Genomic DNA, 23,144 nt, shown 5'->3' with positions numbered 1-23,144 from the left:
GCATGGCCGCGGGTGACGCCGTTTTAGTTAACGAGAATTATTATCATTTAAGGCAGATAGGTAAATGACTTAAATCAAGGGCGTGGCGTGTGTGCCACATGTATGCAATGTTCGTCGGCTTGAACAACTCCGCCATGCCGTGCTAACTTTGTTTGCTAACGGTTAGCGCCATGCCCAGAAACCTTGCCATAACAATCATCGCCAAGGTCAATGGCCCCGCCGCGAATCGATTCTCGTACTGGCCGTCAGCCCCCGTGGAGGCGCTTACAAATGACCGAAATCCAGTTCATTGAACGTGACGGCCGCCGTGAATTTGCGGTGCTTCCCATCGAAGTGTGGGAGCGCGTCAAGCACCTGATTGAAGACGCCGGCGACGTCGCCCTGTTTGACGCCGCAAAGGCCAAGGACGATGGCTTCCGCGTGCCGGCCGCCGTGCTCGATGCCGAACTGGCCGGTGACCATCCGGTCAAGGCGTGGCGCAACTATCGCCGGCTGACGCAGGACGCGCTTGCCCGGGCTGCGGGGCTGAGCAAGCCGTATCTCAGCCAGATCGAAAACCGCTCGCGCGCCGGCAGCCCCGATGCGCTGCGCAGGCTGGCGCAAGCACTGGACGTACCTTGGGACATCCTTGGGGAATCGGACGAATAGCTGGCCTATCCAGCCATCGCCCTCAGTGCTGCGACACCGTCTCCCCAGGCACCTTCTCCGGCAACTTGTTGCCTTGCGAGTCGATCTGCAGCGGCCCCGTGCCCGAGAACCTGTCCAGCGCCAGGTAGATCACCGGCGTGATGAACAGCGTGATCACCTGCGAGAACAGCAGCCCGCCGACCACCGCCAGGCCCAGCGGCTGGCGCAGCTCGGCCCCGGCGCCGAGGCCCAGCGCCAGCGGCAGCGCGCCCATCACCGCGGCGAAGGTGGTCATCATGATCGGACGGAAGCGCAGCAGGCATGCCTGCCGGATTGCCTTTGCCGGCCTCATGCCCTGCTCGCGCTGCGCCGCCAGCGCGAAGTCGATCATCATGATCGCGTTCTTCTTGACGATGCCGATCAGCATCAGCACGCCGATGACCGCGATCAGCGACAGCTCGACATTGAAGATAAAGAGCGTCAGCAACGCGCCGACCGCCGCCGAGGGCAGGCCCGCCAGGATGGTCAGCGGGTGGATGTAGCTTTCGTACAGCACGCCCAGCAGCGTGTAGATCACCGCGATGGCGGCCACCAGCAGCACGATCTGCGTGGCCTGCGATGACTGGAACACCGCCGCGTCGCCGCCCCAGCTGGTGAAGATGGAGGTCGGCATCGCGATCTCCTGCTTGTAGCGGTCGATGCGCGCCGACGCGTCGCCCAGCGCTGCGCCCGGCGCCAGGTTGAACGACACCGTCACCGAAGGCAGCTGCCCCTGGTGATTGACGGCGATCGGGCCGACGCGGCGCTCGGTGGTGGCGAAGGCGGAAATCGGCACCATCTGGCCGGTCTTGCTGCGCACGTAGAGCTTGGCGAACGCGGTCTCGTCGACGCGGTCGATGTCGGCCGCCTGCAGGATCACGTAGTAGTTGTCGATCGGGGTGTAGATGGTCGACACCTGCCGCTCGCCGAACGCCGAATACAGCGCGGTGCGCACGTCCTGCATCTGCACGCCAAGCGCGTTGGCCTTGTCGCGGTCGATCGACAGGTGCGCTTCCAGGCCCGACTGCTGCGAGTCGCTGGTGACGTCGCGGAACAGGCTGTCGGCGCGCATCTTCGCCATCAGCTTGTCGGAGTGGTCCTGCAGCTGGCCCGCCTTCGCGCTCTGCAGCGTGTACTGGTAGCGGCTCTTGCTCTGGCGCCCGCCGAGCTGCAGGTTCTGCACCGGCGCGAAATACACCGCCAGGCCTGGCACGCCGGCCACGTCGCGGCGCAGGGACTCGATCACCCTGGGCATGGCGTCGCGCTCGCCGCGCGGCTTGAGCTCGACGAACATGCGGCCGGTGTTGATGGCCGGCGACGACCCGCCGCCGATGGCCACCACGATGCTCTTGACCGCGGGGTTGGCGCGCATGCGCTCGGCCGCATCGCGTAGCCGCTCGGACATGGCATCGAAGGAAATATCCTGCGGGCCTTCGGCGTTGACGCGGATCTGGCCGATGTCTTCCTCGGGGAAGAAGCCCTTGGGGATCGTGACGAACAGCACCGCGGTCAGCACGAAGGTCAGACCCGCGGCCGCCAGCACGGTGCGCCGGTGCGCCAGGCACCAGTCCAGCCCACGCGCATAGCGGTGCAGCGTGAACTCGAACAGGTTCTCGAACCACTGCGTGGAGCGCATGCCCAGGGTCTGCTTCTGCGGCACGGCAGGCTGCGCCACCGCGTGGTCGCCATAGGCGTGGTGCGATTCATCCACCGGCACGTTCTCGGCCGACAGGAAGCGCGCGCACAGCATCGGGATCAGCGTCAGCGACACCGCTGCCGACACCAGGATCGCCAGCGACACCACCGCGGCGAACTCGTGGAACAGCAGCCCGATCACGCCCGGCATGAAGAAGACCGGGATGAACACCGCCACCAGCGAGATCGAGATCGACATGATGGTGAAGCCCATCTCGCGCGAGCCCACCAGCGCGGCCTTCAGCGGCGGCACGCCTTCCTCGATATGGCGCACGATGTTCTCGAGCATCACGATGGCATCGTCGACCACCAGGCCCACGGCCAGCGTTATGGCCAGCAGCGAGACGTTGTCCAGGCTGTAGCCGAACGCCTTCATCAGCGCCACCGTGCCGATCAGCGAGATCGGCAGCGACACCGTCGGGATCAGCGTGGCGGCGGCGCGGCGCAGGAACAGGAAGATCACCATCACCACCAGCGCCACCGTCAGCGCCAGCGTGAACTGCACGTCGTGGATCGATTCGCGGATCGAGCGCGAGCGGTCGTTGACCACCGCCACGTTGACCGAGCCGGGCATCTGCTCGACCAGGCGGGGCAGGGCGCTCTTGATCGCATCGACCACCGCCACGGTGTTGGCATCGGGCTGGCGCAGCACGGCCAGCACGATCGAGCGCTCGTTGTTGAGCCAGCTGCCGGTCTTGATGGTCTCGACGCTGTCCTCGACCTCGGCCACGTCGGACAGCCGCACCAGCGCGCCGTTGGGCTGGCTGGCGACGATGATGTTGCGGAAGGCATCCGCATTGGTCATCTGCCGGTTGGCCTGGATGGTCAGGGTCTGGCGCGCGCTGTCGAGCGTGCCCACCGGCGTGTTGGCGTTGGCGCGGTTCAGCGCCGTGGCCAGTTCGTCCAGCGTCAGGCCGCGCGCGGCCAGCGCGTCGGGGTGCGCGCGCACACGCACGGCAAAGCGCTTCTGCCCGAATACCTGCACCTGCGCCACGCCCGGCAGCGTGGCCAGCGTGGGCGAGATCAGGTTGTCGCCGAAGGCGTTCAGGTCGGCCAGGCTCATCGCCGGCGAGTTGATCGCCAGCAGCAGCACCGGCGCATCGGCCGGGTTGACCTTGCGGTACGACGGCGGCGTCGTCATCTCGATCGGCAGCGAACGCTGGGCGCGGAACAGCGCCGCCTGCACGTCCACGGCCGCGTCGTCGATGTCGCGGTCGTTGTTGAATTCGATGGTGATGCTGGAGTTGCCGAGCGTGTTCGACGAACTGATCACCGACACGCCGGGGATGGTCGCGAACTGCTTTTCCAGCTGCGTCGCCACCGATGCCGCCATGGTTTCCGGGCTCGCGCCCGGCAGCGTCGCGGTGACCTGGATCACCGGCGAGTTGAAGCTGGGCAGCGCGGCGATCGGGATGGTCGGGTACAGCACGATGCCGGTGACGATCACGGCCAGGCACAGCAGCACCGTCATCACCGGACGGCGGATGCAGAGTTCGGACAGCGTCATGGCTCAGTGTCCCGCGGCGGCGTTGGCGGGACTGGCTGGCCGAGCGGAGGCGGCGCCGGCCGGCGCCTCGCGCACCAGCGCGCCCGGGCGCAGGTTCTGCGTGCCTTCCACGACCACGCGGGCGCCCGGCTGCACGCCTTCCACCACGGCCGCGGCGGCGGTGGTGGAGACCACCTGCACCGGCATGCGCGCGACCTTGCTGTCGGGCTGCACCACATAGACGAAACGGCCTTCGGGGCCGGTCACCACCGCCTGCGGCGGCACCGACAACGCCCCCCTGAGCGTCTGCACCACCGCGCTGACGTTGGCGTAGGTGCCCGGCCACAGCCGCTGCTCGTCGTTGTCGAACTGGGCCTTGACGCGGATGGTGCCGTATTGCGGGTCGACCGTGTTATCCACGAAGGTGATCCTGCCGGTCACCGGGGTCTTGCTGCCGTCGTTGGGCTGGGCGGTGACCTGCACCGGGCCGGCCTGCAGCGCCTCGCGCAGCGCCGCCAGCTGGCGCTCGGGCAGGCTGAAGGTCACGGCGATCGGCTGCACCTGCGCGATGGTGACCATCGGCACGGCGCCGCTGGGCAGCACCAGCGAGCCCGGGAAGGCATTGATCACGCCGGTGCGGCCGCTGATGGTGGCGCGGATCGAGCCATAGCTGATCGCGACGCGGCTGGCCTCGATGGCGGCCTGGTCGGCGCGCACCGTGGCTTCGAAGCCATCGACCCGGGCCTGCGCGGTATCGACCGCGCTCCTGGAAATGAAGTTGCGCTCGAGCAGTTCCTTGCTGCGCGCCAGCGTGCGGCGGGCGTCGGCCAGGTCGGCCTGGTCCTTCAGCAACTGCGCCCGGGCCTTGGCCAGGTTGGCCTCGTCCATGCGCGTGTCGAGCGAGAACAGCAGGTCGCCCGGCTTGACCGTCTGGCCTTCCTTGATATGGACCGTGCGCACCGTGCTGGACACCTGCGGCCGCATCTCGACCGTGGATAGCGCCGTGACATTGCCGTTGGCCGTGACCTGCAGCGGCACGTCGCCCTGCTGCACCAGCGCGGTGGTCACCACTACCGCGGCGGGCGGCTTGGGCGCCGGCTTGGGCGCGAGCCACGTGCGCCAGGCAAACCAGCCGAACCCGGCCAGCACCAGCACGGTTGTGACCAGTACCCACGGCGATACCCGGCCGCGCCCGGTCCCGGCGGCCGCACTCCAGTTACTGTCGACGAAGCCCCTGGGCTGGTCGATCCTGTCAGTTTTCATGTTCTCTGTGGACCCTCTGCACCGCGTCTTGCGCCACTCCCCGTGATCCGCGCCGGCCTGTTGTGATCGAATGTCGCCGGCGCGTGTTGCGCAAAGACTCTACTAGTACCGCGCTTCGCCCGCCGGAGCCAGCGTCGCGTATTACAGTCCATTACAGGGGTGTAAGGGTTTCGTGACGGCAGGCGCTGGCACACGCGCTCCGGGCCACGGAAGAAGCCGGATGTGAATTTGGCGGGGCGCTTGTATCGTTAGACAAACATTATCAGAAAAGCTGCCGCCGGCTGTCACGACGCCACTGGTTGACGCTGTCGACCGACAGCTCGCGTGGCCCCGGCTGCACAATGATGGCGTCGCCGGCGCGGACCTGGCCGGTCACCAGCACGCTCAGGTAGACGCCCGAATACCCGCTCTGCACCATGTCGCGCACCGCGTGGCGGTAGCCGAGCGCGGCATTGAACTTGTAGCAGGGCCGGCGCGGCGCCTCCACCCGCAGCAGTGCCGTCCCGGCACGCACCAGGTCGCCGATCCACAGGTCGGATTCCAGCAGGCCTTCCATGCTCAGGTTCTCGCCCAGCGCGCCGAACGGCAGCGGCTGGCCCGATTCGGGCTGCCCGCAGGCGCGCCGGCGCGCATTCCACCAGGGGTAATGCTCGGACGGATAGGCGTAGACCGCCTTGTCGCGGCCGCCGTGGACGGTCAGGTCGGCCTGCTCGTCGCCGGCCAGGCCCAGCGGACGCACCTGCACCGAAAGCGGGTGCAGCAGGGTGCTGACCGGATGCTTGCGGATGCCGGACAGCACTACCGCCTCGGTGCCGGCGCCGGCCACGACCAGCGGGATCGCCTTGCCAAGGCTCACGGCCAGCACGCGTGCATTGCCTTGCCAGCGTCCGGAATCGCTCACATGCGCCCCCGCTCGATGGTTGTGGAAAGGGATGTGGATAAGCTGCGGATATCCCTGAGGATAACGGGGCGGATAACGCTGTGGACAAGTGCTTGGTGCGGTGCCTCACAAGACGCCGCGGGGGACGCGCGGCAGGCGCGCGCCCGGGGACATGGCGCCCCGGGGCGGGGCTTCAGCCGGCGTTGGGTGCCTGCTGCGGGGCCGGCGGGCGCTGCCACTGGCAGCCCAGCGAGCGGGCGCGCTGCGACACCGCCAGCGCCGCCAGCATCAGCGCCGCGGCGCCCCAGTGCAGCGAATCGACCCCGGCCAGGGTATAGATGGCGGCGCCGGCCATCGCGCCGGCCGCCTGTCCGAGGTAGATCGACGAAGAGTTCAGCGAGATCGAGGCCGAGGCCCGCTCCGGCGCCAGCAGCACCAGCCGCGCCTGCTGTGCGCTGTTGGTGGCAAACCCGCCCAGCCCCCACAGCATGAACAGCAGCACCAGCGCCACGCCGCCCAGGCCAGCCAGCGGCCACAGCACCATGGCGGCGACCGAGGTCAGCAGGGCCACCTGCACGATCCGGCTGGGCGTGACGCGGTCCATGCGCGACGCGGCCAGCGCATTGCCGAACACGCCGCAGGCGCCATAGGCGAGGAACATCAGGCTGAGCGCGCCGCCGCTGATGCCGTAGACATCGCGCATCAGCGGCGCGACATAGGTAAACATGGTGAACATGCCGGCCGACGACACCATGGTGGTCAGCACCACCAGCATGACCGGCTTGTGACGCAGCACCGCGGCCCAGGCCTCGCGCCCCACCGGCTCCACGTACAGCCCGCGCGGCAGCGACCGCCAGACCGCGGCCGACACCAGCAGCGCCAGAGCGCCCACCAAGCCCATGCTGACGCGCCAGCCCAGCGTGGTCGAGATCCAGGTGCCCAGCGGCACGCCCACCACGCTGGCGACGCTCCAGCCCAGGAAGACAAAGCTGATGGCACGGCCGCGCGTCTGCGCATTGACCAGCAGCGGCAGCGTCGCCGCGGTCTGCGGTGTGTAGATGGCGGCGCCGATCGCGGTCAGGAAGCGGATGGCCATCAGCGCCGCGAAGCTGGGCGCAAAGGCGGCCGCCAGGTGCATCACCGCATAGACCAGCAGCGATCCCGCCAGCAGCAGCCGGCGGTCGATGCGCGATCCCAGCGTGGCGAACAGCGGCGCGCCGACGCACGTGGCCAGTGCGAATACCGAAATCAGCTGCCCGGCACTGGCCGCGCCCAGCCCGAAATCCCCGGCAATGTCGTTCAACATGCCGGTCACGATCATCGCGCCGGTGCCGATGACGAAATTGCCGACGCAGAGCGTCACGAGCCTGGGATCCATGCCGGCCTTGGGAAGAGGGGGTGCGCGCGGGCGCTTGTTGTTGTCGGGGCTGCCGCCAGGGACCATTGCGGCCGGCGGTTAGGGAAGTCCCGAGTGTAGCGGGATTGGGGGATTCGCGTTGACGAGGCAATCGCGCTAGCCGCAGCCAATACCCTTTCCTGCTGGCACGCTTACCCAGTCATTCCCGCGCAGGCGGGAATCCAGCGTCCTTGAAGTCCCCCGAAGGGGGACAAAAAGCCACTGGGTCCCCGCCTACGCGGGGACGACAACCGCCGGTTACTGGCAAGCCAACCGGCAGAACAGAAACGCTCAGCGCGACAGCGCCGGCGTCAACGCCTTGGGATTGACGATGCAGTCGTGATTGCCGCCCAGCACATCCAGGATGTTCTGGAACGCCGTGCGGAAGTACAGCTCATAGCTGTCGCGCTCGACATAGCCCAGGTGCGGCGTGCAGATGCAGTTTTCCATGCGCAGCAGCGCGTGCCCCTGCAGGATCGGCTCGGATTCGAACACGTCGACCGCCGCCATGCCCGGGCGGCCACGGTTGAGCGCAGTGACCAGCGCGTTCTCTTCCAGCAGTTCGGCACGGCTGGTATTGACGAACAGCGCGGTGGGCTTCATCCGCGTCAGGTCGGTCAGCTTGACGATGCCGCGGGTGTCGTCGTTCAGCCGCAGGTGCAGCGACAAGACGTCGCTGTCGGCAAAGAACTGCTCCTTGGAGGTGGCCACGTCGAGCCCGTCGGCGCGCGCCGCCTCCAGCGAGGCCTCGCGGCCCCACACCATCACCCGCATGCCGAAGGCCTTGCCATAGCCGGCCAGCAGACGGCCAATCTTGCCATAGCCCCAGATTCCCAGCGTCTGGCCGCGCAACACCTGGCCCAGCCCGAAATTGGGCGGCATCGTGGTCGATTTCAGACCCGATTGCTGCCACGCGCCGTGCTTGAGGCTGGCCACGTACTGCGGAATGCGCCGCTGCGCCGCCATGATCAGCGCCCAGGCCAGCTCGGCCGGGGCCACCGGCGAGCCGACGCCTTCCAGCACGGCCACACCGCGGTCGGTGGCGGCATCCAGGTCGATATGGCTGCCGGGACCGGCGCCGACCTTGCCGGTCTGGCTGATCAGCTTCAGTTTGGGCAGTTTTTCCAGCAGTTGCCGGGTGATACGGGTGCGTTCGCGGATCAGCACCACGGCTTCCACGTCCGACAGGCGCGCGGCCAGCTGGCCCACGCCCTTGACGGTGTTGTTGAACACCTTGACGTCGTGTCCCTCCAGCAGGCTGAAGCACGGCAGCTTGCGCACGGCGTCCTGGTAATCGTCGAGTACGGCAATCTTCATCGGCAACTCTGGTTTGTCTTCCGGCGCTTGTGCCGGTTGGTGCGCGCGGCAACCGAGCCGCGCGCCGCCCAACAGTATTGTGGATAACCCGGCGTCGGCGCCAGCATGCCGGCGCGCCGCGAGGTGAAACATCTCTTGCGCAACAACGGCGTCAATTGTTGCGCAGCAAAAAACAGGGGGGTGCGCCAGTGGTATCCTTGCCCGCTCCGGTGCCGCCGCGGATTGTCGGTCGAGCCTTGCTCCCGACACGCGGTCGCCGCCGGACAAAGCCCGCCCGGCGCGCGCAGCTACCCCTGCGCGGGCGAAGCGCAACTGTAGCGCAGCCGCAGGGACCGCCGCGACCTTTTGCACAACACGGGCCGCCGCGGAGTTGTAACGGGATGTGACGATCGGGACATGACGACCCCATGCCGCGATGCCGCCCTTCCGTCCACCGCGCGAGCAGCGGAAACACCGCCCCGCCGGCCAGGCTTTGCAAGGTTTCCTTCCCTTCCTTCCCTTTACAAACCTGGAGTTGCAATATGAACCACCCCACGATGCAAGGCATGGCGCCAGTGAATGCCCCGGCCTGGGTCAAGCACCCCAAGCTGGTCGCCTGGGTCGCCGAAATCGCCGCGCTGACCAAGCCCGACAATATCTACTGGTGCGACGGTTCGCAGGAAGAATATGACCGCCTGTGCGAGCAGATGGTCGCCGCCGGCACGATGAAGCGGCTGAACCCGGCCAGGCGCAAGAACTCCTTCCTGGCCCTGTCGGACCCGTCGGACGTGGCTCGCGTTGAAGACCGCACCTTTATCTGCGCGGAACGGCAGGAAGACGCCGGCCCCACCAACAACTGGACCGCCCCGGCCGAGATGCGCCAGACGCTGAACGGCCTGTTCGACGGCTGCATGCGCGGCCGCACGCTGTACGTGGTGCCGTTCTCGATGGGCCCGCTGGGCTCGCCCATCGCCCATATCGGCGTGGAACTGTCGGATTCGCCGTACGTGGCGGTCAACATGCGCATCATGACGCGCATGGGCCGTGCCGTGTACGACGTGCTGGGCCACGACGGCGAGTTCGTGCCGTGCGTGCACACCGTGGGCAAGCCGCTGGCCGCCGGCGAGAAGGACGTGCCGTGGCCGTGCAACCCGACCAAGTACATCGTCCATTTCCCGGAAACGCGCGAGATCTGGTCGTTCGGCTCGGGCTACGGCGGCAACGCGCTGCTGGGCAAGAAGTGCTTCGCACTGCGCATTGCATCGACCATGGGCCGCGACGAAGGCTGGCTCGCCGAGCACATGCTGATCCTGGGCGTGACCTCGCCCGAGGGCAAGAAGTACCACGTCGCCGCCGCGTTCCCGTCGGCCTGCGGCAAGACCAACTTCGCCATGCTGATCCCGCCCAAGGGCTTCGAGGGCTGGCAGGTCACCACCATCGGCGACGACATCGCCTGGATCAAGCCGGGCCAGGATGGCCGCCTGTACGCGATCAACCCGGAAGCCGGCTTCTTCGGCGTGGCCCCGGGCACCAGCGAGAAGACCAACTACAACGCGATGGCGACGCTGAGGGAGAACGTCATCTTCACCAACGTGGCGCTGACCGACGACGGCGACGTGTGGTGGGAAGGCATGACCAAAGAAGCGCCGGCGCACCTGATCGACTGGCAGGGCAAGGACTGGACCCCGGAAATCGCCAAGGAGACCGGCGCCAAGGCCGCCCACCCGAACTCGCGCTTCACCGCGCCGGCGTCGCAGTGCCCGTCGATCGACGAGAGCTGGGACAACCCGGCCGGCGTACCCATTGATGCGTTCATCTTCGGCGGCCGCCGCTCGACCACCGTGCCGCTGGTGACCGAGGCCCGCAACTGGACCGAAGGCGTGTACATGGCCGCCACCATGGGCTCGGAAACCACCGCCGCGGCCGCCGGCCAGCAAGGCGTGGTGCGCCGCGACCCGTTCGCCATGCTGCCGTTCTGCGGCTACAACATGAGCGACTACTTCGGGCACTGGCTGGCACTGGGCCAGAAGCTCGAAGCCGCGGGCGCGAAGCTGCCGAAGATCTACTGCGTCAACTGGTTCCGCAAGGACGCCGACGGCAACTTCGTGTGGCCGGGCTTCGGCGACAACATGCGCGTGCTGTCGTGGATGATCGACCGCGTGGAAGGCAAGGGCCAGGGCGCCGAGCACGTGTTCGGCACCACGCCGCGGTATGAGGACCTGAACTGGGACGGCGTGGCATTCTCGCCGGCGCAGTTCGAACAGGTGACCTCGATCGACCGCGATGCCTGGCGGGAGGAACTGGCGCTGCATGATGCGCTGTTCACGCAGCTGAATCATCGCCTGCCGCAGGCGCTGGCGGAAACGCGCGCGGCGCTGGGCAAGCGGCTGGAAGGCTAAGCCGCTGCCGGTTTGCTCGCCTCTCCCACGCAGTGGGAGAGGGGCCGGGGGTGAGGGCGGGCGGGTCAAAGGCTGGCGCCCGTGGGTTAAAACCGAAGGCCTTGCTTGATGTGGTGCCTAGCTACACCGCCCCTCACCCCGGCCCTCTCCCCGTGAGGGGAGAGGAAGAACACCTTGCCTGGGCGAGGTCGGGCGGCCTGGGAGCACCCGGAACCGCTCTCCTTTTCGGTGTCCTGGGGGCCTGTCAGCCGGCGTCGCTATCCCCCAGCGTCTCCACCGCATACTTCACCAACCCCGAGCGCCCCTCGATCCCCAGCTTGCGTTTCAGGTTGAGCCGGTGCGTCTCGACCGTGCGCACCGATACGCCCAGCTGCGCCGCAATCTCCTTGTTGGCCATCCCGCGCCCGATGCAGCCCAGGATGTCGCGCTCGCGCCGGGTCAGCGCATCCAGCGGCCCCGGACTCTGCTCGGCCATGCCGCGTGCGATGCGGGCACTGTAGAACACCCGCCCCGCCAGCACCGACTGGATCGCCGCCATCAGCTCATCGGCCGGCGCATCCTTCAGCACATAGCCCCGCGCCCCCGCCCGCACGGCCTGGCGCACATACTCCAGGTTGTCGTGCATCGACACGATCAATACCGCCAGCTCCGGATACCGGTCATGGAGCGCGGCCGCCAGCGCAATGCCGCCCATGCCGCGCATGCCGATATCGGTGATCACCAGGTCCGGCAGGTCGGCCTCGCCGGCACGGTCCAGCCACGCGAGCGCCGCCTCGCCGCCATCGGCCTCGCCGACCACGCGCAGCCCCGGCTGCAGCGCCAGGTGCATGCGCATGCCGTCGCGCACCAGCGCGTGGTCGTCGATCAGCAATACGCGCGCCGGTGCGCCGGCGTGGGTCGATTCAGGGGAACGGGTCATGACTGCGAAGGTCCGGCGGAAACAGGATCATGCGAAACGGCTGCGGGCTTTGGCGCAGGCTTGGCCAGGGGCAGCGACGCCACCAGCTCGGTGCCGCCGCTGCCGGAAACAATGTCGAACTGCCCGCACAACGCGGCGATGCGCTCGCCCAGGTTGCGCAGGCCGATGCCGCGCCGGGGATCGCGCTGCATGCTCGGCACGTCGAAGCCGGCGCCGTCGTCGCGCACCGTGAGCCGCGTGGCGTCGGCGTCGAACGCCAGCGACACGCGCACGTGCCGGGCCCCGGCGTGGCGCTCCACGTTGGTCAGCGCTTCCTGCGCGATGCGGAACAGGGCGGTGGCCTGCTCGTCGGGCAGCTCGCGCGGGGTGCCGCGCTGGGTCACGTCGATGTCCAGCCGGCTGCCGCCTTGCATCTCGCGCGCCAGGTGCTGGAGCGCGGCAAAAAGACCCAGGTCATCCAGCAGCGCCGGGCGCAGGTTGCGCGCCACGCGCCGCACTTCATTGAAGACGGTGTCGAGCCGGTTCAGCGCCATGCCCAGCACCGGCGCCACCGCGGCGCCTTCGGTCGGGGCCAGCCGCAGCCGGTTGGTGGCGGTCTCCAGCACCAGCTTGACCGACACCAGCAGCTGGCTGATGCCGTCGTGCAGCTCGCGCGACAGCCGCGCGCGTTCCTCTTCCTGCGACTGCACCACGCGCTGCGCCAGCTGGCGCAGCTTGGCGTCGGCCTCGCGGTGCTCGCTGACGTTCAGCGCCAGGCCGCTGGCGGCCACCAGCAGGATGCTGATGGCGGCGATCACGCCGATCCAGGCCATGGTCTCGCGGATATCGGTCTCGGCGCGCGCGTCGAGCTGGCGCAGCGTGCGCTCGACGTCATCCAGGTAGATCCCGGTACCGAGCATCCAGCCCCACTCCGGCACCGCCACGACATAGCCAAGCTTGGGCGCGAGTTGCTGCGACGAGGGTTTCTTCCACTGGTAGCGCACCGCGCCGCCTCCCGCCTTGGCAGCGGAGATCAGTTTCTGGATAGGTAGCGTGCCCTCGGCGTCGCGCATGGTCCACAGGTCCTTGCCGACCAGTTCGGGCTGGCGCGGGTGCATCAGGTTGCGGCCCTGCATGTCGTACAGGAAGAAGTAGCCATCGGGACCGTAGTCCAGCCGCGCCAGGGCTTCCATCGCCGCCTGCCGGGTAGCCAGGTCGGCGCGCCCGGAGCGCACCATGGGCGCGATCGCGCTTTGCGCCAGTTCTACGTAGTGGCGCAGCTCCATTTCCTTGCTCTGCAGGTAGGCGGCTTCGACCAGCGCGCGCTCATGCTGCGCGAGCTGCGTGGCCTGGTAGCGCACGGCAAAGGCGATGCCCAGCATGGCCACCGCAAGGGGCGCCACCGCGAGCAACAGGATCTTCTGGCGGAGTTTCATACAGGACCGGGGGTAAACACCGATGCCGCGCAGGCGGCATGCCACCGTCGATTTGCGTAGTACTACGCAGAAGTGCTGCGTAGTTACGCGCTTGTGCGGGGTTTGGCGGGTGTCAATACTACACGCCGGACACGCAAGCCGCCCCAACATGCGGCGCGCGTCCACGCAGCTGGTGCACCGGCCTACCCGGATGGTGCACCGCCTGCCTGCAAGACGAGATCCGGAAACGACACGAACCGGGCGAGCAGCAGCAGATCCCAGGAGACACCCTCACCGCCGGATTGCCCCAGCTGCCCGCCCCGGCGCGCCCGCCGCCGACCCAGCCCGTTGCCAGTTGCCAGTCCTTCGCCGCCGCAGGCTTTCCAAATCCCGGTCTGAGGAGACCTTCACTATGAATCGCATCGGAGAACACCTGGTGTGGCTGGCCGTCGCCGTGCTCGGCGCGTTTGCCTTCGGCACCGTCGCGCTGGCGCGCGGCGAGGCCGTCAGCGCGCTGTGGATCGTGGTTGCCGCGCTCTGCATCTACCTGATCGCCTACCGCTACTACAGCCGCTTTATCGCCGACAAGGTGATGCAGCTCGACCCGAAACGCATGACGCCGGCCTGGCGCCATAACGACGGCCTGGACTACGTGCCGACCAACAAGGCGGTGCTGTTCGGCCACCACTTCGCCGCGATCGCCGGCGCCGGCCCGCTGGTCGGCCCGGTGCTGGCCGCGCAGATGGGCTACATGCCGGGCATGCTGTGGCTGCTGGCCGGCGTGGTGTTCGCCGGCGCGGTGCAGGACTTCATGGTGCTGTTCATCTCCACGCGCCGCGACGGCCGCTCGCTGGGCGACCTGGTCAAGTCCGAAATGGGCACGGTGCCGGGCATGATCGCGCTGTTCGGCTGCTTCATGATCATGATCATCATCCTGGCGGTGCTGGCGCTGATCGTGGTGAAGGCGCTGGCCGACTCGCCGTGGGGCACCTTCACCGTGGCGGTGACCATTCCCATCGCCATCTTCATGGGCATCTACACCCGCTACATCCGCCCGGGCCGCATCGGCGAAGTGTCGGTGATCGGCTTCGTGCTGCTGATGCTGGCGATCATCGGCGGCCAGTACGTGCATGAAAGCGCGACGCTGGCGCCGCTGTTCACCTACGACGGCAAGGCGCTGACCTGGATGCTGATCATCTACGGCTTCATCGCCGCCGTGCTGCCGGTGTGGCTGCTGCTGGCCCCGCGCGACTACCTGTCGACCTTCCTGAAGATCGGCACCATCATCGCGCTGGCGGTGGGCATCGTGATCGTCGCGCCGGACCTGAAGATGCCGGCCTTCACGCAGTTCGCCGAGGGCGGCGGCCCGGTGTGGTCGGGCAACCTGTTCCCGTTCCTCTTCATCACCATCGCCTGCGGCGCGGTGTCGGGCTTCCATGCGCTGATCTCGTCGGGCACCACGCCCAAGCTGCTGGAGAACGAGACCCACGCGCGCTTCATCGGCTACGGCGCGATGCTGGCCGAGTCCTTCGTCGCCATCATGGCGCTGGTGGCCGCAGCGGTGATCGAGCCGGGCGTGTACTTCGCCATGAACAGCCCGGCCGCCGTGATCGGCACCACGCCGGAAGCGGTGGCGCAGGCGGTCTCGACCTGGGGCTTCGTGATCACCCCCGACGTGCTGGTGCAGACCGCCAAGGACGTCGGCGAGAACACCATCATCTCGCGCGCCGGCGGCGCGCCGACGCTGGCCGTGGGCATCGCGCACATCCTGCACCAGGTGGTGGGCGGCCAGGCCATGATGGCGTTCTGGTACCACTTCGCCATCCTGTTCGAGGCACTGTTCATCCTGACCGCCGTCGACGCGGGCACCCGCGCCGGCCGCTTCATGCTGCAGGACCTGCTGGGCAGCTTCGTGCCATCGATGAAGCGCACCGATTCGCTGCCGGCCAACCTCATCGCCACCGCGCTGACCGTGGCGGCCTGGGGCTACTTCCTGTACCAGGGCGTGGTCGATCCGCTGGGCGGCATCAACACGCTGTGGCCGCTGTTCGGCATCTCCAACCAGATGCTGGCCGCCGTGGCGCTGGTGCTGGGCACCTGCGTGCTGGTCAAGATGAAGCGCGGCCAGTACGCCTGGGTCACGCTGGTGCCGACCGTCTGGCTGCTGATCTGCACGCTGACCGCCGGCTGGCAGAAGCTGTTCCATGCCGACCCCAAGGTCAGCTTCCTGACCCACGCCGCCAAGTTCAGCGCCGCCATTGCCGAAGGCAAGGTGCTGGCCCCGGCCAAGTCGATGGAGCAGATGCACCGCATCGTCTTCAATGACTACCTGGACGCCGGCCTGTGCGCGCTGTTCATGGTGGTGGTGCTGTCGATCGTGTTCTACGGCTTCAAGACCGCGCTGCAGGCCCGCGCGGTGAACCGCCCGACCGACAAGGAAACGCCGTTCGAGCCGCTGCCGGGCGCGGCTTCGGCCCAGTCCTGACCCTGACCTCGACAAGGAGCCCGCCATGCTGGAACAACTGGGTACGATGGGACGTTATCTCGGGCAATCGCTGCGGCTGATGGTCGGATTGCCCGACTACCAGAACTATGTGGCCCATATGGAAAGCGTGCACCCGGACCGCGCGCCGATGAGCTACGAGGAGTTCTTCCGCGAGCGCCAGGAAGCGCGATACGGCGGCGGGCAGGGCAAGTGCTGCTAAGCGCGCATTAAAAGGCATCCGGGCACCGTCTCGGATGCAGACAAAGCAGACAGGCGATCACATGGTCGCCTGTCTTTTTATTAAGTGTTGTATTTTCACCGCGCTTTTATTGCCCGGTTACGCCGTTTCTGTAGCGGGTTACAGGCCTTTACAGGTAGTTACAGCAAGGGCAGGGCTCCTTCCCTACACTTGCGACACATCATGGCAATTCAAAGGACAAAACAGATGACTCGCCATCCCGTTCGCAATCTGACCATTGCCCTCGCCCTGGCGGCCAGCGCGCTGCCGGCCTTCGCGGGCGACATGAACAACGCCCTCGGCGGCGCGCTAGGCGGCGTCGCCGGTGCCGCAGTGGGCGGCGCACTGGGCGGCAGCACCGGCGCAGTGATCGGTGGTGCGGTCGGTGGCGGCGCAGGTGGTGCCGTGACGTCCAACCGCCGCGAGCGCACGGGCGCCATCATCGGCGGCGCGCTCGGCGGTGGCGCGGGCACCGCCGCGGGCAACGCCATGGGCGGCCGTACCGGCGGCCTGATCGGCGCGGGCCTGGGCGGCGGTGCCGGTGCCGCGCTGGGCGGCAATGTCTCGCGCAGCAACTCGTATGACGACGACCGTCGTTATTACAAGAGCCACTACAAGCGCAAGAAGCACAAGCATCATCGCCATCACCACCACGACTGATCTTCCGTAGCGAAGCAAGAACGGGCCGCAAGGGCCCGTTTTTTTATTTGCGCCGTCTGGCACCATCGATGTCAGTACGGCAGTCGACCTGCCGCACGTCGCAACAAAAAAGCCCGCAGCCGGACATGCCGGGCTGCGGGCTTCTTCTCCAATAAAGTGGGAGAGGCCATTTGACGCTCTCCCAAAGCCGGTTGGAGACCAGGCAGAAGCAGAAAGGGCCGCTTACAGCGGCGCGCGATCGGTACCGGTCTCGTACCTGGCGCCGTCGGCAAAGGCGTCGAACTTGCCGGCGCGGGCGCCATCGGTGAGCACGTCGAATTTGCCAGCCTTGGCGCCGTCCGCATAGACGTCGAACTTGGCCACCTTGGCGCCATCGGTGAACACGTCGAACTTGCCGTTCTTGGCAAAGGCCGGCGCGGCGGACAGGGCGGCGGCGATAGTGGCGACAGCGATCAGGGCGGAGCGGTTTTTCATGATTCAGGCCTTCTGTATAGCTTGGATGCCGCAGCCGGCACTTCGGCGAAAAGGAATTGTTGCATTGCGGTATCCGATGGCTAGATATTAGGCATTTCCCTGATATCAATAAATATCAGGATCCACAATGATTAATTCTGATTTCAACAATAAAATAGCCTGATCGCGTAAGGATTCAGCGCAGAAACGGGAGACTATGTCATGGACCGCCTGCAATCGATGCGTGTGTTTTCCAAGGTGGTGGAACTGGGAAGCTTCGCGCGTGCAGCGCAACAGCTGGAAATGTCCAACGCCGTGGTCACCCGCTACGTCGCCGACCTGGAAAGCCACCTGGGCACCCGGCTGCTGAACCGCACCACCCGCAGCCTGTCGCTGACCGACGCCGGCGAAACCTACCTGCTGCGCTGCCAGCAGATCCTCGAAGACGTGGAAGAGGCCGAAAGCGTGGTCGCCGCGCGCAGCCAGTCACTGTCTGGCACGCTGCGGCTGGTGACGCCGGTCATGTTCGGCCTGCACCTGCTGCCCGAACTGCTGTCGCGCTTCCAGCAGCTTTATCCGGATGTGGTGTTCGACGTACTGCTGTCTGACCGCAATGTCGACATCGTCGAAGAAGGCCGCGACGTCGCCGTGATGCTGTCGGACCTGGGCCTGGGCTCGCATCTGGTGGCGCGTCCGCTGATATCGGCGGAGGTGATCCTGTGCGCGTCGCCCGGTTATGTGGCCGCGCACGCACCGCTGCGTCACGCGCATGAGCTCAGCCACCACCGCTGCATCGCCATGCGGCTGCCCAACGCCGAGCACGAGTGGACGCTGCTGGGTCCGGAGGGCGAGGTGACGGTGCCGATCCGCCCGGGCTTGCTGTGCAGCAACGCCGAGCTGGCGCACCAGGCGGCGCTGGCCAATATGGGCGTTGCCATGCTGTCTTCCTACCTCGCACGGCCAAATATCGAATCCGGCAAGCTGGTCCACGTGCTGCCGCAATACCAGTTGCCGCGGCGCGACGTCAGCGTGGTCTACCCGAGCCGGAAGTTCCTGCCGACCAAGGTACGCGCCTTTATCGATTTCCTGCTCGAGGAAGGGCAGGTCAAGGGCAAGGCGGAGGGCGTCGAGCCGCGGCATGCCGCGCATAGCGTAAGCCAGTAGCGGCCTCCCGGGCTCGCAGGGCCGGGCGCCAAGCGCCAGGCACCAGGAAGAAAAGGGACCCATTGCGGGCTAATGCCGTTCAGTTAACCACCGTCGTTCCCGCGAAGGCGGGAACCCAGTGACTTCAAAAGACGCTGGATTCCCGCCTTCGCGGGAATGACGGTAGTGTTTGATGCCTTAACTGAACGGCATTACCCATTGCGGGCCCCCTTTGTCGTGGCGGCCGGTGCCCGCCAGCTTTTCGACCGGCTTACTCGCCGGCCTCTACGGCGGTCTTCCGCGCGGCGCTCTTGGCAGGCGCCTTTTTGGCCGCGGTCTTGGTGGCGGTGGTCTTGGCGGTCGCAGTCTTCTTTGCTGCCGTCTTGGTGGCCGGGGCTTTGGCCGCCGCCTTCTTGGCCGGCGCCGGCGCCGCTTCCGCCTCGTCGTCGGCCTTGGCGGCGCCCCGCGCAGCCGTCTTGGCCGCGGTCTTTGCGCCCGGCTTGGGCTCGCGCGCCTCGAACTCGAAGCCGATCTTGCCGTCCGGCTGCTTGACCAGGAAGGCCTTGAAGTTGCGGCCGGTGCGCGAGGACTTGAAGCCGGTCAGCAGGTCGGTCTTGCCGTCATGGAGCAGCTTGCCGATCTGCTCGCGGCTGATCTCCTGCTGCAGGATGATCTTGCCGGTGGTGAAGTCGCAGCTCTTGGGGCTGGCCACGCTGTTCTCGCAGACGTACTTCATGCCGTGCTCGAACACCGCGCCGCCGCACTTCGGGCAGGTGCCGACCGGCTCCTGGCCGCTGAAGTCGACCGGCTCGCCGTCGCCCTCGTCGTCGTTCTGGCCGAAGTCGAACTCCATCTTGAAATGGCCTTCGTCGTCCTTGCCCAGCTTGAGAATGGCGGCGAACGGGCGGCCCATCTTGCTGCGGAAGCCCTGCAGCGGGCCGATTTCCTTCTTCAGCAGCAGTTCCTCGACCTCTTCGATCTCGAACTGGCGCCCGCCCGGGATCTTGCTGATCGAGAACTCGCACGCCGTGCAGGCAAAGCGGCGGTAGTTCTCCTTGACCTGCCCGCCGCACTGCGGGCAGGGCGTGTCCAGCGTGGCGTAGTCGCCCGGGATGGTGTCGCTGTCGTATTCCTTGGCGCGCTTGACGATCTGCTGCGTCATCTGCGCGATCTCGAGCATGAACTCGTCGCGCTTCAGGCGCCCGCGCTCGATCTGCGAAAGCTTGTGCTCCCACTCGCCGGTCAGCTCGGCCTGCGTCAGTTCCTGCACGCCCAGGCCGCGCAGCAGCGTCATCAGCTGGAACGCCTTGGCGGTCGGGATCAGCTCGCGGCCTTCTCGCACCAGGTACTTCTCGGTCAGCAGGCCTTCGATGATGGCGGCGCGCGTGGCCGGCGTGCCCAGGCCCTTGCCGGCCATGGCTTCGCGCAGCGCGTCGTCGTCCACCAGCTTGCCGGCGCCTTCCATGGCGGACAGCAGCGTGGCTTCGTTGTAGCGCGCGGGCGGCTTGGTGGTCAGGCCGACGCTCTCGACCTTGTCCGTCTTGACCTTCTCGTCCCTGGCCACCGGCACCAGGTTGGCGGCGTCCTTGTCGCCTTGCGCCTCGCGGCCATAGATCACCAGCCAGCCGGGATTGACCAGCACCTTGCCTTCGGTCTTGAAGTGGTGGCCGGCAACCTCGGTGATGCGGGTCGTAACCTGGAACTCCGCCGCCGGGAAGAACACCGCCAGGAAGCGGCGCACCACCAGGTCATACAGCTTCTGCTCCGGCTCCGACAGGTTCTTGGGCGCCTGCAGCGTCGGGATGATAGCGAAGTGGTCGCTGATCTTGCTGTTGTCGAAGATCTTCTTGTTTGGCTTGACCCAGCCCTGCGACAGGATCTTCTTCGCGTGCGGCAGGTAGTTGGGCGAGCTGTCGGCCAGCATGTCCATGGTCTGCTTGACCGTGTCCAGGTAGTCCTCCGGCAGCGCGCGCGCGTCGGTACGCGGGTAGGTCAGGACCTTGTGCTTCTCATACAGCGCCTGCGCCAGGCCCAGCGTGTTCTTGGCCGAAAAGCCGAAGCGCGAGTTGGCCTCGCGCTGCAGCGTGGTCAGGTCGAACAGTGCCGGCGACTGCTGCGTCGACGGCTTGGATTCCTCGGTGACGGTGCCCGGCTTGTCGCGGCAGGCGGCAACGATGCTCTTGGCCTCGGCCTCGCTCCACAGGCGCGACTCGCGCGCCTCGGGATCGAACTCGCTCTTCTTGAACTTGGGGTCGAACCAGCGGCCTTCGTACAGGCCCGCGGCGGCGATGAACTCGGCGCGCACTTCCCAGTAGTCGCGCGGGACGAAGTGCTTGATCTTCTCTTCGCGCTCGACCACGATCGACAGCGTCGGCGTCTGCACCCGGCCCACGGTGGTCAGGAAGAAGCCGCCACCCTTGCTGTTGAAGGCGGTCATGGCGCGCGTGCCGTTGATACCGACCAGCCAGTCGGCCTCGGAGCGGCAGCGCGCGGCGTCGGCCAGCGGCAGCATGTCCTCGTCCTCGCGCAGGCTGGCAAAGCCGTCGCGGATGGCCTGCGGCGTCATCGACTGCAGCCACAGGCGGCGGATCGGCTGCTTGGCCTTGGCCTGCTGCGCAATCAGGCGGAAGATCAGTTCCCCCTCGCGCCCCGCGTCGCAGGCGTTGATCAGGCCGGTCACGTCCTTGCGCTTGATCAGGCGGTTCAGCACCTTCAGGCGCGATTCGGTCTTGGCGATCGGGCGCAGGTCAAAATGCGGCGGGATCACCGGCAGGTTGGCAAAGCTCCATTTGCCGCGCTTGACTTCGTATTCGTCCGGAGCGGCGATCTCGACCAGGTGGCCGACTGCCGAGGACAGCACGTAGTCGTCGCTCTCGAAATACTCGTCGTGCTTGGTAAACCCCCCGAGGGCACGGGCGATATCCGCCGCGACCGACGGTTTTTCCGCGATGATGAGGGCTTTTGACATGGGAAAGGGTCCTTGCGAGCCGCTTCCGGCAACCCGCTATTGCACTGCAAACGTAGTAATCAGAACGCCGGGAGGCTTTGAGGCGCCAATAATAAGCGCGGTTTCAACGACGGTGCAAGCAAGCTCCGTCGTCGTTGCCAGCACCGCCTAGGCAGCGCCATGGCCTCCGGCAAGTAACCAGTCCAGCACCTGCGGCACATCTTCCGCGCTTGCCGGCATCGCGCCACCGCGCGTCAGCATGCGTTCCAGCACCTCGACATGCGGCAGCAGCGTGCCATAAAACTGCGGCGCGCCGCCCGACGCCGGCTGTACCAGCAGCGTCGGGAAGTTCTCGATATCGATATCGCCGAGCGCATCGGCATGGGTCTCGATATCGATCCAGACGAAACAGTCCTGGGGATGGCGCCCGGCCAGTGCCGCCAGCGCCTTCAGGTAATCCCGGCAGGTACCGCACCACTGCGCGCACAGGCAAGCCACCAGGCGGCCCTGTGGCCGCGCGGCCAGGCATTTGGCAATGGCGGCGGCGTCACGCTCGGGAAAGTAAACGGTCATGGCATCGGAATCATGAGGCGCCCGCGGCATGCGGACGCCGGCGATTGTATCGGTAACGGGGCCGTGCCCCCCGTTGCTGTGGCACACGCCTAGTTCAGCCCAGGCGCCGGAACAGGTTTCCCGGTAGACGTTCGGCCACCCCGGCCAGTTCCAGCTCGAGCAGGCGCGCCGCGACCGTCTCCGGGGGCTGGCCGCTGCGCTCGCACAGCGCGTCCAGCGTAACCGGATCGTAGCCGAGTGCCGGCAACAGGATATCAGCCGGTTCTGAAAGTCGGGCCTTGCCGGTGACATCGTGGTCCTGGGCCACGGCGGCCCGCGGTGGGGCGGGGACGCCAAGTTCGTCGAGCACGTCCCCCACCGACTCCACCAGCTTCGCCCCCTGGCCGATCAGCAGGTGGCAGCCCCGCGACAGCGGCGCATGGATCGAGCCCGGGATCGCGAACACCTCGCGCCCGAGCTCCGCCGCCAGCCGCGCGGTGATCAGCGAACCCGAGCGCGCGGCCGCCTCGACCACCAGCACGCCGCGCGCAAGCGCCGCGATGATCCGGTTGCGCCGCGGGAAATTGGCCGCCAGCCCCCGCATGCCAAGGGGAAACTCGGTAACGATGGCGCCGCGCTGCGCCACCTCGCGTGCCAATGAAAGGTTCTCCGCGGGATAGACACGGTCGGCCCCGGTGCCGGTCACCGCCACGGTGCCGCCGCAGCCGCGCAGGCCGCCCGCATGGGCCGCCGCGTCGATACCCAGCGCCAGGCCCGACACCACCGTCAGCCCCGACTCGGACAAGCCGCGCCCGAACGTCAGCGCGTCGCGCGTGCCCTGCGCGGTGGCCGAGCGCGCGCCGACGATGGCCACGGCGGGGCGGGCCAGCATGGCGGGATCGCCCTGGATATATAGCAGCGGCGGCGGATCGGCCAGATCGAACAGCCGCCGGGGATAGGCGTCGTCGGCGAGCGTGACGAGGTGGTTGCCGGGCGTGTCGAGCCAGCGTAGCGTCCGGCCGGCCAGCGCCGACACCGCGGCGCCAGGGGCAGCCAGCACGGCGCGCGCCAGCCTGGCCGGCACCACCGACGACAGCGCCGCCACGCTTTGCGCCAGCACCTGCTGCGGCAGCCCGAATGCCGCCATCATGCGCCGCATCGCCACAGGGCCGACGCCGGGTGCGTTGGCCAGCCGCAGCCATGCGAGCACGTCCGCGGGCTCCCGCGTGGAGTCTGGCCGAATCACGCCAGCCAGGGGCAATGCCTTCATGC

At 67.3% G+C, this 23,144-nt stretch carries 17 protein-coding genes; 6 read left to right on the top strand and 11 right to left on the bottom strand.

Annotated features, from left to right (window positions below; genetic code table 11):
• Positions 1 to 270: 270 nt before the first annotated feature.
• Positions 271 to 648: a helix-turn-helix domain-containing protein gene (locus JTE92_RS30105; RefSeq protein ID WP_063239998.1), complete on the top strand. Its 378-nt coding sequence runs from the start codon at positions 271 to 273 to the stop codon at positions 646 to 648.
• A gap of 22 nt (positions 649 to 670) precedes the next feature.
• On the opposite strand, the gene JTE92_RS30100 is transcribed toward JTE92_RS30105, so the two are convergent.
• The 5 genes from JTE92_RS30100 to JTE92_RS30080 all read right to left on the bottom strand — a co-directional run bounded on the left by JTE92_RS30100 (position 671) and on the right by JTE92_RS30080 (position 8,703).
• Positions 671 to 3,868 carry an efflux RND transporter permease subunit gene (locus JTE92_RS30100; RefSeq protein ID WP_063239999.1) on the bottom strand — a complete coding sequence of 1,066 codons (3,198 nt, stop codon included), beginning with the start codon at positions 3,866 to 3,868 and terminating at the stop codon, positions 671 to 673.
• A 3-nt stretch (positions 3,869 to 3,871) separates the two neighbouring features.
• A complete protein-coding gene (locus JTE92_RS30095; RefSeq protein ID WP_063240000.1) occupies positions 3,872 to 5,110 on the bottom strand; it encodes an efflux RND transporter periplasmic adaptor subunit in 1,239 nt (412 codons plus the stop codon).
• Positions 5,111 to 5,372: 262 nt separating this feature from the next.
• Complete coding sequence (locus JTE92_RS30090) at positions 5,373 to 6,011, bottom strand: MOSC domain-containing protein (RefSeq protein ID WP_063240001.1); 639 nt, start codon at positions 6,009 to 6,011, stop codon at positions 5,373 to 5,375.
• Between the two features lie 172 nt (positions 6,012 to 6,183).
• A complete protein-coding gene (locus JTE92_RS30085) occupies positions 6,184 to 7,368 on the bottom strand; it encodes an MFS transporter (protein ID WP_063240066.1) in 1,185 nt (394 codons plus the stop codon).
• A gap of 309 nt (positions 7,369 to 7,677) precedes the next feature.
• Positions 7,678 to 8,703: a D-2-hydroxyacid dehydrogenase family protein gene (locus JTE92_RS30080; RefSeq protein ID WP_063240002.1), complete on the bottom strand. Its 1,026-nt coding sequence runs from the start codon at positions 8,701 to 8,703 to the stop codon at positions 7,678 to 7,680.
• 521 nt (positions 8,704 to 9,224) lie between these two features.
• Between JTE92_RS30080 and JTE92_RS30075 the strand changes: the two genes are divergently transcribed.
• A complete protein-coding gene (locus tag JTE92_RS30075) occupies positions 9,225 to 11,081 on the top strand; it encodes a phosphoenolpyruvate carboxykinase (GTP) (RefSeq protein ID WP_063240003.1) in 1,857 nt (618 codons plus the stop codon).
• Between the two features lie 244 nt (positions 11,082 to 11,325).
• Here the strand turns inward: JTE92_RS30075 and JTE92_RS30070 are convergent, their stop codons facing one another.
• A complete protein-coding gene (locus tag JTE92_RS30070) occupies positions 11,326 to 12,000 on the bottom strand; it encodes a response regulator (RefSeq protein ID WP_063240004.1) in 675 nt (224 codons plus the stop codon).
• Positions 11,997 to 13,415: a cache domain-containing protein gene (locus JTE92_RS30065; protein ID WP_063240005.1), complete on the bottom strand. Its 1,419-nt coding sequence runs from the start codon at positions 13,413 to 13,415 to the stop codon at positions 11,997 to 11,999. The genes JTE92_RS30070 and JTE92_RS30065 overlap by 4 nt, the downstream gene beginning before the upstream one ends.
• A gap of 391 nt (positions 13,416 to 13,806) precedes the next feature.
• Between JTE92_RS30065 and JTE92_RS30060 the strand changes: the two genes are divergently transcribed.
• From JTE92_RS30060 to JTE92_RS30050, 3 genes are all read left to right on the top strand, one after another.
• A complete protein-coding gene (locus JTE92_RS30060) occupies positions 13,807 to 15,879 on the top strand; it encodes a carbon starvation CstA family protein (RefSeq protein WP_063240006.1) in 2,073 nt (690 codons plus the stop codon).
• A gap of 25 nt (positions 15,880 to 15,904) precedes the next feature.
• Positions 15,905 to 16,099 carry a YbdD/YjiX family protein gene (locus JTE92_RS30055; RefSeq protein WP_063240007.1) on the top strand — a complete coding sequence of 65 codons (195 nt, stop codon included), beginning with the start codon at positions 15,905 to 15,907 and terminating at the stop codon, positions 16,097 to 16,099.
• Positions 16,100 to 16,324: 225 nt separating this feature from the next.
• Positions 16,325 to 16,777 carry a hypothetical protein gene (locus tag JTE92_RS30050; protein WP_063240008.1) on the top strand — a complete coding sequence of 151 codons (453 nt, stop codon included), beginning with the start codon at positions 16,325 to 16,327 and terminating at the stop codon, positions 16,775 to 16,777.
• A gap of 222 nt (positions 16,778 to 16,999) precedes the next feature.
• Here JTE92_RS30050 and JTE92_RS30045 read toward each other — a convergent pair whose 3' ends face one another.
• Complete coding sequence (locus JTE92_RS30045) at positions 17,000 to 17,251, bottom strand: hypothetical protein (protein ID WP_063240009.1); 252 nt, start codon at positions 17,249 to 17,251, stop codon at positions 17,000 to 17,002.
• A gap of 201 nt (positions 17,252 to 17,452) precedes the next feature.
• Between JTE92_RS30045 and JTE92_RS30040 the strand changes: the two genes are divergently transcribed.
• Positions 17,453 to 18,394, top strand: a complete 942-nt coding sequence (locus JTE92_RS30040) for a LysR family transcriptional regulator (protein ID WP_063240010.1) — start codon at positions 17,453 to 17,455, stop codon at positions 18,392 to 18,394.
• A 250-nt stretch (positions 18,395 to 18,644) separates the two neighbouring features.
• Here the strand turns inward: JTE92_RS30040 and JTE92_RS30035 are convergent, their stop codons facing one another.
• From JTE92_RS30035 to dprA, 3 genes are all read right to left on the bottom strand, one after another.
• Positions 18,645 to 21,341: a DNA topoisomerase III gene (locus tag JTE92_RS30035; RefSeq protein ID WP_063240011.1), complete on the bottom strand. Its 2,697-nt coding sequence runs from the start codon at positions 21,339 to 21,341 to the stop codon at positions 18,645 to 18,647.
• Positions 21,342 to 21,488: 147 nt separating this feature from the next.
• On the bottom strand, positions 21,489 to 21,893 hold the full coding sequence (locus JTE92_RS30030; RefSeq protein ID WP_063240012.1) for a thioredoxin family protein: 405 nt from the start codon (positions 21,891 to 21,893) through the stop codon (positions 21,489 to 21,491).
• A gap of 94 nt (positions 21,894 to 21,987) precedes the next feature.
• Complete coding sequence (gene dprA, locus JTE92_RS30025; protein ID WP_063240013.1) at positions 21,988 to 23,142, bottom strand: DNA-processing protein DprA; 1,155 nt, start codon at positions 23,140 to 23,142, stop codon at positions 21,988 to 21,990.
• Positions 23,143 to 23,144 lie beyond the last annotated feature (2 nt).

Origin of the sequence: Cupriavidus oxalaticus, from assembly GCF_016894385.1 — a bacterium.
Taxonomy (GTDB): domain Bacteria; phylum Pseudomonadota; class Gammaproteobacteria; order Burkholderiales; family Burkholderiaceae; genus Cupriavidus; species Cupriavidus oxalaticus.
This window is presented reverse-complemented; position numbering and strand designations above follow the sequence as displayed.